Source organism: Variovorax sp. IB41, from assembly GCF_016405905.1.
Classification (GTDB): domain Bacteria; phylum Pseudomonadota; class Gammaproteobacteria; order Burkholderiales; family Burkholderiaceae_C; genus Variovorax.
In genome coordinates this window covers 116350-129174 of record NZ_JAEFCB010000015.1, presented here as the reverse complement: position 1 = coordinate 129174, position 12825 = coordinate 116350, and the positions used below count along the sequence as shown (strand labels likewise).

The 12825-nt window shown below is 69.5% G+C and carries 14 protein-coding genes; 6 read left to right on the top strand and 8 right to left on the bottom strand.

The genetic code is table 11. The features are described from left to right. Positions 1 to 8: 8 nt before the first annotated feature. Positions 9 to 989 (bottom strand): formylglycine-generating enzyme family protein, encoded by a 981-nt coding sequence (locus JC881_RS23795; protein WP_198788189.1) that lies wholly within the window; start codon positions 987 to 989, stop codon positions 9 to 11. A gap of 89 nt (positions 990 to 1078) precedes the next feature. Between JC881_RS23795 and JC881_RS23790 the strand changes: the two genes are divergently transcribed. Further along, complete coding sequence (locus JC881_RS23790; protein WP_198788222.1) at positions 1079 to 2305, top strand: RNA polymerase sigma factor; 1227 nt, start codon at positions 1079 to 1081, stop codon at positions 2303 to 2305. Here the strand turns inward: JC881_RS23790 and JC881_RS23785 are convergent. From JC881_RS23785 to purM, 5 genes are all read right to left on the bottom strand, one after another. Further along, entirely contained in the window at positions 2302 to 3300 is a 999-nt protein-coding gene (locus tag JC881_RS23785; RefSeq protein WP_198788188.1) for a GlxA family transcriptional regulator, read from the bottom strand. The two genes, JC881_RS23790 and JC881_RS23785, sit on opposite strands and share 4 nt — an antisense overlap. Beyond that, positions 3267 to 3896: a DJ-1/PfpI family protein gene (locus JC881_RS23780; protein ID WP_198788187.1), complete on the bottom strand. Its 630-nt coding sequence runs from the start codon at positions 3894 to 3896 to the stop codon at positions 3267 to 3269. Before JC881_RS23780 ends, JC881_RS23785 begins: the two co-directional genes overlap by 34 nt. Further along, a complete protein-coding gene (locus JC881_RS23775) occupies positions 3893 to 4459 on the bottom strand; it encodes a cysteine hydrolase family protein (RefSeq protein ID WP_198788186.1) in 567 nt (188 codons plus the stop codon). Before JC881_RS23775 ends, JC881_RS23780 begins: the two co-directional genes overlap by 4 nt. A gap of 115 nt (positions 4460 to 4574) precedes the next feature. Then, a complete protein-coding gene (locus tag JC881_RS23770; RefSeq protein WP_198788185.1) occupies positions 4575 to 5660 on the bottom strand; it encodes an AI-2E family transporter in 1086 nt (361 codons plus the stop codon). A 49-nt stretch (positions 5661 to 5709) separates the two neighbouring features. Beyond that, positions 5710 to 6750: a phosphoribosylformylglycinamidine cyclo-ligase gene (gene purM / locus JC881_RS23765; protein ID WP_198788184.1), complete on the bottom strand. Its 1041-nt coding sequence runs from the start codon at positions 6748 to 6750 to the stop codon at positions 5710 to 5712. A gap of 133 nt (positions 6751 to 6883) precedes the next feature. Between purM and hda the strand changes: the two genes are divergently transcribed. The 5 genes from hda to JC881_RS23740 all read left to right on the top strand — a co-directional run bounded on the left by hda (position 6884) and on the right by JC881_RS23740 (position 11740). Continuing rightward, positions 6884 to 7570, top strand: coding sequence for a DnaA regulatory inactivator Hda (gene hda / locus JC881_RS23760; protein WP_332875280.1), 687 nt, complete (start codon positions 6884 to 6886; stop codon positions 7568 to 7570). Positions 7571 to 7588: 18 nt separating this feature from the next. Next, the gene (pcnB, locus tag JC881_RS23755; RefSeq protein WP_198788182.1) at positions 7589 to 9232 is read left to right on the top strand and encodes a polynucleotide adenylyltransferase PcnB; all 1644 of its coding nucleotides are present in this window, start codon (positions 7589 to 7591) and stop codon (positions 9230 to 9232) included. Then, positions 9229 to 9888: a 2-amino-4-hydroxy-6-hydroxymethyldihydropteridine diphosphokinase gene (gene folK / locus JC881_RS32485; RefSeq protein WP_198788181.1), complete on the top strand. Its 660-nt coding sequence runs from the start codon at positions 9229 to 9231 to the stop codon at positions 9886 to 9888. Before pcnB ends, folK begins: the two co-directional genes overlap by 4 nt. Before the next feature lie 182 nt (positions 9889 to 10070). Next, a complete protein-coding gene (locus tag JC881_RS23745; RefSeq protein WP_124463399.1) occupies positions 10071 to 10715 on the top strand; it encodes a DUF47 domain-containing protein in 645 nt (214 codons plus the stop codon). Positions 10716 to 10729: 14 nt separating this feature from the next. Next, complete coding sequence (locus JC881_RS23740) at positions 10730 to 11740, top strand: inorganic phosphate transporter (RefSeq protein WP_198788180.1); 1011 nt, start codon at positions 10730 to 10732, stop codon at positions 11738 to 11740. A 7-nt stretch (positions 11741 to 11747) separates the two neighbouring features. Here the strand turns inward: JC881_RS23740 and JC881_RS23735 are convergent, their stop codons facing one another. Both JC881_RS23735 and JC881_RS23730 read right to left on the bottom strand, forming a co-directional pair. Next, complete coding sequence (locus JC881_RS23735; protein WP_013540076.1) at positions 11748 to 12194, bottom strand: hypothetical protein; 447 nt, start codon at positions 12192 to 12194, stop codon at positions 11748 to 11750. Then, the gene (locus tag JC881_RS23730) at positions 12191 to 12715 is read right to left on the bottom strand and encodes a GNAT family N-acetyltransferase (protein WP_198788179.1); all 525 of its coding nucleotides are present in this window, start codon (positions 12713 to 12715) and stop codon (positions 12191 to 12193) included. The genes JC881_RS23735 and JC881_RS23730 overlap by 4 nt, the downstream gene beginning before the upstream one ends. Positions 12716 to 12825: the final 110 nt, after the last annotated feature.

Below are 12825 nucleotides of genomic sequence, written 5' to 3'. Positions count from 1 at the left end.
AGCCTGATTCATTGTTCGCGCACGAGCCGGATGCCCACCAGCGTGTAGCGCGTGTCCGGCGCATTCCAGTTGCGGTAGGCGGCGCGCGCATAGAACGGCCAGGTGTGCCAGGAGCCCCCGCGGCGCACCCGCACCGTGCCTTCGGCCGGGCCCTGCGGGTCGTCCACCGGGGAGCGCGCGTAGTATTCCTCGCCATGCCAATCGGCCACCCATTCCCAGGCATTGCCATGCATGTCGTAGAGGCCCCAGGCGTTCGGCGCGAAGCTGCCGACCGGCGCGGTGAACGCAAAGCCGTCGTCGCCCTTGAGCGCCATTGGCGCCCAGCGCGGCCAATAGCCTGCGGTACGCGCATCGAACACGTTGGCCGTGCGCAGCAGCGATTGCGGATCGTCCGCCGCGCTGTAGCGCGTGCGGGTGCCGGCGCGGCAGGCGTATTCCCACTCGGCCTCGGTCGGCAGCCGGTAGCGCTGGCCCTCGGATTTGCTCAGCCACGCGGCCAGCGCCTGTGCGTCGTTCCAGGTGACGTTGACGACCGGGTGGTCGTCGCCCTGCGCAAAGCCCGGGTTGCGCCAGGAGTAGCGCACGTCGCGCCCCTCGAAGGCATCGCCGCGTTTCGTCGTGGCGGGGTCGTAGTCGGCGCGCCAGCCGTAGCCGCCGGTGCCGTCGGCCACCGATTCGGGCACGTAGCCCGAGGCCTCGACGAAGCGGCGGAACTGGCCGACCGTCACCTCGTGCTGGCCCATCCAGAACGAATGCGTGATGCGCACGCGGTGCGCCGGCCCCTCGTCACTCAGCTGGGTGAAACGCTCCTTCGGCAATTCGGGATACGCAGCGGCCAGCGTCTCGGGCGCCTCGTCGCTCCCCATCGTGAATTCGCCGGCCGGCACCTTGACGAAGGCCATGCCCAGGCTGTTGCGTTCGACCTCGATCTCGGCGGCAGCCTGGGCGCAGCCCGCGATGAGGCACAGGATCAGGAGACATCGTGTCATGGCCGCATGCTAGCGAGCGGGAAAGGAGCGGTCGAGTGAGCGCCGGCCACCAAGCCGCCATCCACCGCGCCATCGACGCCGTCTGGCGCATGGAATCGGCCAAGATCATCGCCACCGTCGCGCGCATGGTGCGCGACGTGGGCCTGGCCGAAGAACTGGCGCAGGACGCGCTGGTTGCCGCCCTGGAGCAATGGCCCGGCGCCGGCGTGCCCGACAACCCCGCCGCCTGGCTCACGCAAGTGGCCAAGCACCGCGCGCTCGACCGCCTGCGCCACGGCCAACTGGCCGAGCGCAAGGCGCCCGAGATCGGCCGCGAGCTCGACGCGCAGCACGAGATGGCGCAGGTCGATTTCGCCGAAGCGGTCGATGCGGCGCTGGACGACGACATCGGCGACGACCTCTTGCGTCTCGTCTTCACCGCCTGCCACCCGGTGCTCTCGACCGAGGCGCGCGTGGCGCTCACGCTGCGGCTGATGGGTGGCCTCACGACCGACGAGATCGCCCGCGCCTTCCTCGTGCCCGAAGCCACCGTGGCGCAGCGCATCGTGCGCGCCAAGCGCACGCTGCTCGAAGCGCGCGTGCCCTTCGAAGTGCCGCGCCGGCACGAGCTCGCAGCGCGCCTGGCCTCGGTGCTGGAAGTGCTCTACCTGATCTTCAACGAGGGCTACGCGGCCACCGCCGGCGACGACTGGATGCGCCCCGCGCTCTGCGACGAGGCGATGCGCCTGGGCCGCATCGTGGCCGGGCTCGTGCCCGATGCGTCGGAAGTGCACGGCCTCGTGGCGCTGATGGAAATCCAGGCCTCCCGCACCGCCGCGCGCGTCGGTGCCTCGGGCGAGCCGGTGCTACTGCTCGAGCAGAACCGCGCGCGCTGGGACCAGCTGCTGATCCGCCGTGGCCTTGCGGGCCTGGCGCGTGCCGAGGCGCTCGGCGTGCTCGGACCCTACGCGCTGCAGGCCGCCATCGCCGCGTGCCACGGCCGCGCGCGCACCGCCGAGGAAACCGACTGGCCGCGCATCGCCGCGCTCTACGACGCGCTGGCCGAGCTCGCGCCGTCGCCCATCGTCGAGCTCAACCGCGCGGTCGCGCTGTCGATGGCCTTCGGGCCGGCGGCGGGGCTGGAGGTGGTCGATGCGCTCATGGACGAGCCGGCGCTCAAGGGCTATCACCTGTTGCCGACGGTGCGCGGCGACCTGCTGTTCAAGCTCGGCCGCCGCGACGAGGCCCGCAGGGAGTTCGACCGCGCCGCCGCGCTCACGCGCAACACGCGCGAGCAGGCGTTGCTGCGGGCGCGCGCACGGGCCTGCACGGCCTAAGTCTTCAGTGCGGTGTTCGCTTCCGACGGCGAACCGGGCAACCCGAACTGGTGCCACGCCCGGCGCAGCTGCGTGTCGGAGCCGAAGCCCGAGAGCTCCGCCGCCCGTGTGACGCTCGCGCCCGACGAGAGCGCCAGCTGCGCCGCCGCGAGCCGCAGCCGCCGCAGATACGCCAGCGGCGCCACGCCCGCATGCTCCACGAAGAGCCGCGTGAGGTGCCGCGCCGAGGTGTGGGCGACCTGGGCCATGCGCGGCACGCTCCAGTCGGCCTGCGGCTGTTCGCTGACCGCGTCCTGCACGCGGTGCAGCGCGGCATGCAGGTGGTTGCGGTAGGCGAGAAAGGGCGAGAGCTCCGGGTCGTGGGGGCCGCGCCGCAGCGCCACCACCATCGTCTGCGCCACCTGGGCGGCGAGCGCTTCGCCGCAGGTCTCGGCGATGCGGTGCAGCACGAGGTCCACGCCGGTCGTGACGCCCGCGCTGCTGTAGAGCGGCGGATCGATCACGAACACGCGGTTGTTCACCACGTCGCAGCGCGGCTCCACCGCGCGCAGTTCGTCCAGGTGGTGGTGGTGCGTGGTGGCGCGCCGTCCCGCGAGCGCGCCGGCGTGCGCCGCCAGCACGGCGCCCGCACAGACCGTGACCAACTCGACGCGGCCGCGCTCGAAGCGCTGGCCGCGCAGCCAGTGCAGCAGGTCCTGCGTCTCGGGGTTGTCGATGGCGATGGTGTCGCCGGGCAGGCCGACCAGCACCACCCAGGCCGGCCCGTGCCACTGCGTGGGCAGGGGGGAGAGCCCCGCGAGCGCGACGCCGACCGAGGCGATGGACGTCGGCCGCGGGCTCGCGAATTCGATCGCGAAACGCTCGGGCTGGCCCGACGCCACCAGCCGCTGGTTCGCGATGCGCAGCGCCTCGGCCGGCCCGGCCCAGTCGAGCACGAGGCTGCCGGGGAGCAGCACGAAGACTACGCGGATGGGTGGCTGGTGTTGTGGGTCCATGCGTAGTCCATCTGGCGTGCGGTGCGTTCCGCCAGCGCGCGTCCGGCCAGGCGCTCCACGAGGTGCAGGCTCATGTCGATGCCCGCGCTGATGCCGGCGGAACTCACGATGCGGCCGGTGTCGACCCAGCGCACGTCGTCGCGCACGTCCAGTTTCGGGAACTGCGCGCGCAGGTCGGCGATGTCTTCCCAGTGCGTCGTGACGGCCTCGCGCGTGACCACGCCGCTCTTCGCGAGCAGGAAGACACCGGTGCAGACCGACGCGACGAGCTGCGCGCCGGTCGCGCAATCGGCGATCCAGCGCAGGGTTTCGCGGCTCGCCATCGGCGCATCGACCACGCCGCCGGGGACGATCAGCACGTCGGCGGCCGGGTCGCTTGCGATGGTGCGGTCGGCGAGCAGTTGCAGGCCGGCGCGCGCCTGCACGGGCTGGCCGCTCGGCGCGAGCGCGACCGAAGCGACGTCGAACGGCGCCGCCGTGCCCGGCTGCATGCGCTGGCTGACCCGGCTCGCCGTGGTGAACACCTCGAAGGGGCCGGCGAAATCCAGCGCCTCGACGCCGTCGTAGGCCAGGATCAGCACGCGCAAAGCGGTCATGCCGCCGCGCCCGCGCGTTCCAGCGCCTGCGCCACGCTGCAGATCGTCGCGAAGCGCCCGGCCAGCACGGCGGCGGTGCGCGACTTGATGTCGGCCGCCAGCAGCGGCCGGCCGTCGGGCTGCACCATGTCGAAGGTCAGCGTGGCGTCGGTCACGTAGTCGACCTCCCAGCCCAGGTCGGAGGCGTGGCGGGTGGTGGTTTCGCAGCATTGCTCGGTGCGGATGCCGCTCACGATCAGCCGGCGCACGCCGTTCTCGGTGAGCCAGATATCCAGGCCGCTGTTGACCAGCGCGCTGTGGCGGTGCTTGGTGAACGTGGCCGCCGCCTTGAAGGGCGCGAGCCCCTCGATGGGGTGGACATGGCCCGATTCCATGGCGAACGGGTTGCTCGAATCGCTGGGTTCGTCGACGTGGAAGATGCGCACGATCGGCAGGCCGGCCGCGCCCGCGCCTTCGACGAGCGCGTTCTGGGCGGCGAAATAGGGCGCCGCAACGCCTTCGTTCCAGTAGGCGCGCTGGCGGAACGATTCCTGGGCGTCGATCACAATCAGACAGGTTTTCATCGCGGTGAAAGGCATAGTGAATGATGCCGCCTATTCTTCTGCGACCCCGGCCCCCGGTCCGCGCCGATGCGGACCAGAACCGATCAGATCAGGACATCGTTGTCCTGCCAAGCCGTCAGACCAGCGATGCGGCCTGCAGCTCTTTCTTGAGGTACGCGTAGTACAGCGGCGCCGCCACCAGCCCGGCCGGCCCGAACACCGCCTCGGCCACGAACATCACCGCCAGCAGCTCCCACACGCTCATCTGCGTGCGCGCGCCGACCACCTTGGCGTTGATCACGTACTCGGCCTTGTGGATCACGATCAGGAAGATCAGGCAGGCCGCCGCCGTGACCGGCGAAACCGACAGCCCCACCAGCGTGATCACCGAATTGCAGACCAGGTTGCCCACGATCGGCACCAGTCCGGCCAGGAAGGTGAGCGTGATGAGCGCCGGCGTGTAGGGCAGGTGCGCGCCCCAGAGCGGCATCAGGAACAGCAGGAAGATGGCGGTCAAGAGCGTGTTGAAGGCGGCGATCCAGAACTGGGCCGCGACGATCTGGGCGAAGGCCTCGCCGAAAGTCTCCACGCGCTGGTGCAACTGCTCGGCCAGGGGCTTGCGCCGCAGCGGCGCGGCCGCGACGGCGGCGAGGCTCCCGACGATCAGCCCCACATAGGAAAAGAGCAGCCCGTGCAGCCAGGCGCGTCCGGCCATCGCGAGCGCGCCGGCCTGCGCGCGCAGGTAATTGGCGATCACGCGCTGGATTTCGGCGGCGCCTTCGGGCAGGTAGGTCGCGATGTCGGGCGGCAGCTTGGAGCGCAGTTCGAGCACGGTGCGGGCGGTGTAGTCGAGCAGTTCGCGGTACTGGTCGGGCGCATCGACGATGTACTCGCGTGCCTGCGACAGCCCGAGCGTGACCAGCGCGATCGGCGCGAGCAGCACCACGATCACCGCCAGCACGCCGGCCCAGCCAGCGGCGCCGGAGCGCATGGCGGGGATGCGCAGCAGGCCCCTTTCGAGCAGGCGGGCGAGCCAGCGCGTGACCAGGAAGCCGATGCACACGCAGATGAGGCCGGGCAGCAGGTGCTCCCACATCACCAGCATCAGCGCGCCCAGCATCAGCAGGTAGCTGGCGAGCATGACGCCGCGCGAGGCCGTCGGCCGGACGATGGGCGCCGCGGGTGCAGCGGCGGTGAAGGTGGGTTGCGGCTTCTTGGCCATCCGGGATGCGGGTGCGGCTGCTCGGGAGCGAGTGCGGAGCCTGGGGCGATCAGCCCACGACCACCGCGGCGCCTTCGCCGCGCTCGGCGATGACGCCGATCTCGTGCACCTGCTCGCCCGAGGCGCGCAGCGTGGCGGCGCAGGCGGCGGCTTCGGCCGCGTCGATGACCACGACCATGCCGATGCCGTTGTTGAAGGTGCGGTTCATCTCGATGTCGTCGATGCCCGCGACCTTCTGCAGCCAGGCGAAGAGCTCGGTCTGCGGCCAGCTGCCCTTCTTCAGGTGCGCTGCGGTGCCTTCGGGCAGCACGCGCGGAATGTTCTCCAGCAGGCCGCCGCCGGTGATGTGGGCGAGCGCCTTGATCGGGTGCTTGGCCAGCGCCTGGAGCACCGGCTTCACGTAGAGGTGGGTGGGCTCCATCACGGCTTCGCGGAAGGGCTTGCCGTCGAGCGTGGCGGGGAGCTCGGCGCCTGCGCGCTCGATCACCTTGCGCACCAGGCTGAAACCGTTGGAATGCACGCCGGCCGAGGCGAGGCCCAGCACCACGTCGCCGGGCTTCAAGTCCTGGCCGGTAAGGATCTTCGATTTTTCGACCGCGCCGACCGCGAAGCCCGCCAGGTCGTACTCGCCGGCCGGGTACATGCCGGGCATTTCGGCGGTTTCGCCGCCGATGAGCGCGCAGCCCGAGAGCTCGCAGCCGCGGGCGATGCCGCCGACCACCGCGGCGGCCGTGTCCACGTCCAGCTTGCCGCAGGCGAAGTAATCCAGGAAGAAGAGGGGCTCGGCGCCCTGCACCAGCACGTCGTTGACGCTCATGGCCACCAGGTCGATGCCCACGGTGTCGTGCATGTTCCACTCGAAGGCCAGCTTGAGCTTGGTGCCCACGCCGTCGGTGCCGCTCACCAGCACCGGCTCCTTGTAGCGCTTGGGCACCTCGAACAGGGCGCCGAAACCGCCGATGCCGGCCAGCACGCCCTCGCGCATGGTCTTCTTGGCCAGGGGCTTGATGCGGTCGACCAGCGCGTCGCCGGCATCGATATCGACACCGGCATCCTTGTAGCTGAGCGGGGTGGGCGTAGGGGAAGTCATGGGTGTGCGAAAGCCAACAAGAGAGCCCACAAGAGGCGGGGTGGTAGAGGCGCCGGCAACCGCAGCGGCCGGGCCGATAGAATTCCTGTTGATTTTAAGGGCCCCAGCGGCCCCCTCCATGAACCTTCCCGGGATGAAACAGCTCGCGCTCGATATCGGCATTGCGACGGGCCCCAGCTTCGACGCCTTTTTTGCCGGCCCCAACGAGGCGGCGCTGCGCCACCTGCAAGTGTGGGTGGGCAGCGCCGGCAGCCCTGCGCTGCACTCGCCGGTGCCTACCTATCTGTGGGGCGAAGGCGGCAGTGGCAAGACCCATCTGCTCGAATCGGTGCGCGTCGCACTGCGCGAGCAGGGCGCCAGCGTGGGCTGGCTGCACGCGGGCCTCCTGGAGCCGCCCGAGTTCGACGAGCGCTGGGGCGCCGTGCTGCTCGATGACGTGCACCTCTACACCGCCGTGCAGCAGCACGCGGCCTTCAACTGGTTCGTCAACGCCCAGACGCTGCAGCGCGGCGTGGTCGCCGCCGGCGCGCTGCCGCCGGCCGACCTGCCGCTGCGGGAAGACCTTCGCACCCGCCTGGGCTGGGGCCACGTCTTCCACCTGCATGTGCTGAGCGAAACCGAGCGCCGCGCGGTGCTGCGCCAGGCGGCCGATGCGCGCGGCGTGATGCTGTCGGACGACGTGCTCGACTTCATGCTGCACCGCTTCAGCCGCGACCTCGGAAGCCTGATGGAACTGCTCACGCAGCTCGACGGCTACGCGCTCCAGACACAACGCGCGATCACCATCCCGCTCATCCGATCCATGCTCGAAAACGAATAAGAAGAGCTTTCACAACCAATGATCAAGACATTCATCGACAAGCTGCTGGGCAAATCCGCCGGCGGCACACAGGGCAAGAGCCGCTTCGGCAAGCGCCAGGAGGTGCCGGCAGAGGTTCACAAGATCGATCCGGCCCTGGTCGACGAACGCGCCAAGAACGTGGTCACCACGCTCCAGCAGGCGGGCTACGAGGCGTACGTGGTGGGCGGCGCGGTGCGCGACCTGCTGCTGGGCCTGCGCCCCAAGGACTTCGACGTGGCCACCAACGCCACGCCCGAGCAGGTCAAGTCGCTGTTCCGCCGCGCCTTCATCATCGGGCGGCGCTTTCGCATCGTGCACGTGGTGTACGGCCGGGGCCGCGAACATGAAGTGATCGAGGTCTCGACCTTCCGCGCCTACATGGACAGCGCCGCCGCCGAGCAGGTGGCCGGCAACGAGCGCACCAGCAAGGGCGAGCTCGCGAGCATGAAGCACGCCGTGGACGCCAGCGGCCGCGTGCTGCGCGACAACGTCTGGGGTCCGCAGGAGGAAGACGCGGCGCGCCGCGACTTCACCGTCAACGCCATGTACTACGACCCGGCCAACCAGGTGGTGGTGGACTATCACAACGGCATCAAGGACGCCCAGAAGCTCACGCTGCGCATGATCGGCGACCCGGTCACGCGCTACCGCGAAGACCCGGTGCGCATCATTCGCGCGATCCGCTTCTCGGCCAAGCTCGCGGCGCTGGGCTTCAAGATGGAAGCCAAGACGGCCGCGCCGCTGATCGAGTCGAGCAAGCTTTTGGCCGACGTGCCGCAAAGCCGCATGTTCGACGAGATGCTCAAGCTGCTGCAGACGGGCCATGCCATCGCCACGATCGAGCAGCTGCGCAAGCTCGGGCTGGCCACCGGCATCTATCCGCTGCTGGACGTGGTGGTCGAGCGCGCCGACCAGCCGTTCGTGAAAGCGGCCCTGCAGGACACCGACCGCCGCGTGGGCGAAGGCAAGCCCGTGGCGCCCAGTTTCCTCCTGGCCTGCGTGCTGTGGGCCGACGTGCGCGACGGCTGGGCCCAGCGCCAGGAAGGCCGCCACGGCCAGCGCCCGCAGCCGCCGTTCCCGGCGCTGCAGGACGCGATCGACGACGTGTTCAATTCGCGCATCGGCGACGTGTCGGGCCGCGGCAAGCTGGCCGCCGACATGCGCGAGATCTGGATGATGCAGCCGCGCTTCGACAAGCGGACCGGCTCCACGCCCTACAGCCTGGTCGAGCAGGCGCGCTTTCGCGCGGCCTTCGACTTCATGCGGCTGCGCGCCGATGTGGGCGAAGTCAATGAGGCGATTGCCGAGTGGTGGCAGGAATTCAGCACCGCCGACGACGTGCGCCGCCAGGACCTGCTCGAGCAGGTGCGCGACGAGCAGAAGACCCGTCAGCGCGTGCGGGTGCGCGAGACGCCCCCGCCGCCGAAGCCCCGCAGCGAGCCGGGCGGCCGGCAGCGTCATGGCGAGGCCCCGGCCCAGCAGGCCGAGGATTCGGAGCAGGACGAGGAAGTCGAAGTCGAGGCCGGTGCCGTGCCGCCCGATGGCGAGGCGCCCGCGGCGCGCAAGCGCCGGCGCCGCCGCAAGCCCCGCACCGGTGGTGGCGGTGGTGATGAGGGCGGCGGGAGCGCCGAGGGCGCATGAGCGCGTCCGACCAGCCGAAGGACGGCAAGAAGCCCCCCAGGTCCAGTGACAAGGCCAAGGCCGCACCGCCGCGCGCGGGCGGTGCCAGGCCCGCGCCGGCCGGCGCCAGAAAAGGGCCGCCCAGCGGTTCGCCCGCACGCCGTGCGCCCGCCCGTGCCCCCACGAGCCGCCCCCGCGGCCCGCGCGAGGACTACCCGACCGTGCAGGCCTTCGTCGCCATCGGCGCCAACCTGGGCGATGCCGAGGCCTCCGTGAAGGCCGCCATGGCTGCCATCGGCGCGCTGCAGCGCACCACGGTGACCGCCCGTTCGTCGCTCTATCGCAGCGAGCCGGTGGATGCCGAAGGCCCCGATTTCGTCAACGCCGTGGTGGCCGTGCGCACCGGGCTGGATGCCGAGCAGTTTCTCGTGGCATTGCAGCGCCTGGAGACGCAGGCCGGCCGCGAAAGGCCGTTTCCCAATGCGCCGCGCACGCTCGACCTCGATCTGCTGATGCACGGCAACTCGGTGATCGACACGCCCACGCTGACCCTGCCGCATCCCCGCATGCGCGAGCGCGCCTTCGTGCTGAAGCCGCTCGCCGAGATCGCCCCCGACAAGGTGCCGCGCGCGGCGCTGGCACGCGTCACGGGCCAGGTGGTCAAGCGCATCGTCTGAAAGAGCCGCGCGGCAAGGGGCGCGCTTGGCCTTGCGCCGTGTCGGGGCTCGCGGACTGATTTCCGCCATTCAGCGGCCCCGAAAAGCGCGCCGGGCCGGACACAATCGCCGCGCCCGTTAAACTTCGCCGGTTTTTCATGAAGGTGTCATCCAGTTGTGGTTGGCACACCCCAGGAGTTTCCATGTTCGGCAAGCTGCTGCCCCGCGAGGGCAATTTCTTCGAGATGTTCAACCAGCACGCCGAGCGCATCGTGGAGGCGGCGAGGGCTTTCGAGCAACTCGTTGCCAACTACAGCGACGTGCACCTGCGGGAGCAGTACAACCGCGACGTCGACAACGCCGAGCGCGCGGCCGACCGCGTGACGCACGACGTCAACCGGCTGATCCACAAGACCTTCATCACGCCCATCGACCGCGAGCAGATCCACAAGCTCATCAACACGATGGACGATGTGGCCGACCTGATCCAGGACTCGGCCGAGACGATGGCGCTGTACGACGTGCGCCACATGACCGACGAGATCGTGCGCCTGACGGCCCTGAGCGTGAAGTGCTGCGACCGCCTGAAGGACGCCGTCAAGTTCCTCGGCAAGATCGCCGATCCGGCCGTGGCCGAGGCCGTGCTCAAGACCTGCGAGGAAATCGACCGCCTCGAATCGGACGCCGACCGCGTGATGCGCAGCGCCATGAGCAAGCTGTTCCGCGAGGAGCCCGATGTGCGCGAGGTGATCAAGCTCAAGGCGATCTACGAGCTCCTGGAGACGATCACCGACAAGTGCGAGGACGTGGCCAACGTGATCGAGGGCATCGTCCTCGAGAATTCCTGAGCGGGTAGCAACCGATGGCAACGGTTCAGGTCGCCCTCTGGGTGGTGATAGTGCTGGTCGTGCTCGCGATCCTGTTCGACTTCATGAACGGGTTCCACGACGCCGCCAATTCGATCGCGACGGTGGTCTCCACCGGGGTTCTCAAGCCGGGGCAGGCCGTGGTGTTCGCGGCCTTCTTCAACCTGATCGCGATCTTCATCTTCCACCTGAGCGTGGCGGCCACGGTGGGCAAGGGCATCGCCCAGCCCGGTGTGGTCGACGTGCACGTGGTGTTCGGCGCGCTGATTGGCGCCATCAGCTGGAACCTGGTGACCTGGTACTACGGCATTCCGAGCAGCTCGTCGCACGCGCTGATCGGCGGCATCGTGGGCGCGGTGATCGCCAAGACCGGCACCACGGGCCTGGTCGCCTCGGGCATCTGGAAGACGGTGGCGTTCATCTTCGTGTCGCCGCTCCTGGGCTTTCTCCTGGGCTCGATGATGATGATCGCGGTGGCCTGGGGCTTCCGGCGCGCCACGCCCTCGCGGGTGGACAGGTGGTTCAGGCGGCTGCAGCTCGTATCCGCCGGCGCCTACAGCCTGGGCCACGGCGGCAACGACGCGCAAAAGACCATCGGCATCATCTGGATGCTGTTGATCGCGACCGGCTACGCGTCGTCCGGCGACGCGGCGCCGCCCACCTGGGTCATCGTGAGCTGCTACACCGCCATCGCGCTGGGCACCATGTTCGGCGGCTGGCGCATCGTCAAGACGATGGGCCAGAAGATCACCAAGTTGAAGCCCGTGGGCGGCTTCTGCGCCGAGACCGGCGGCGCGCTGACGCTGTTCCTGGCGACGGCGCTGGGCATTCCGGTGTCGACCACCCACACCATCACCGGCGCCATCGTCGGCGTGGGCTCCACGCAGCGCGCGAGCGCGGTGCGTTGGGGCGTGGCGGGGAACATCGTGTGGGCGTGGATCTTCACGATCCCGGCCTCGGCCTTCGTGGCCGCGATGGCCTATTGGCTCAGCATCCAGCTGTTCTGACCGGCGGCTACTGCGAAATCTTTCGGCCTTCTTCGATCTGGTGCTCGAAGTAACGCTGAAAGCTGAACACGATGCTGGCCATCAGGATCGTGCTGCCGAAGAAGAGCGACAGCACCACGGCGCCGATCGTGAACCAGTTCGTCTGGCCCGGCGCGGCGTCTTCAGGGGCGCTGGTGTTGAAGCGGGCATTCCACTTCTCGGGCGCCATCAGGCCGTAGACGATGGCTGTGAGCGCGCAGCCTGCGATGGTGAAACCCAGCAGCGGAATCAGCGCCCAGCTCAGGCCGTCGTCCACGCCGTACATGCGCACGCGCTCGATGCCATAAATGCCAAGCGCCGTCGGAATGGGCAGCAGCCAGCCCAGCAAATCGCCCATGCCGCGCAGGTAGAAGCGGTGCAGGCCCAGGGGGCCACCGAGGAAGGAGAGCCACGCTGCGGTAGTTTTGTTTTTCATTCGGGTTTTGTCGTGCTGCCTTCGCCGAGCACCTTTTCCATCAGGACCACGTCGCGCCATTCGCCGAATTTCCAGCCGCAGTCCTTCAGCACGCCCACGTGCGTGAAGCCCTGGGTGCGGTGCACGCCGACGGAGCCGGCGTTGGCCGAGTCGCCGATCACCGCGATCAGCTTGCGCACGCCGACGGCTTCGGCGGCCTGCGAGAGCGCGGACAGCAGCTTGGCGCCCAGACCCTTGCCGCGTGCTGACTCGGCCATGTAGATCGAGTCTTCCGCGGAGAAGCGGTAGGCCGGGCGCGGCTTGAACCAGTTGCAGTAGGCAAAACCCAGCACCTGGCCGTCTTCCTCGGCGACCAGGTAGGGCAGGTTCTTGCCCAGCACGTCGGCGCGGCGCGCGGCCATGTCGGCGGCCGAGGGCGCCTCGGTCTCGAAGGTGCCCGTGCCGCGCAGCACGTGGTGGGCATAGATGGCCGTGATGGCCGCGACGTCGTCGTCGCGGCTGGGGCGGATGGAGAGGGTCATGGGTGAAAAAGAGACGGCGCGGGGCCGAAAATTCGGAGAAAACGCGTAGCGGGCTATAATCGCAGGCTTTTCAGCGTGTCGCTGGCCGGGTGGCCATGTCGCGTGTCTCG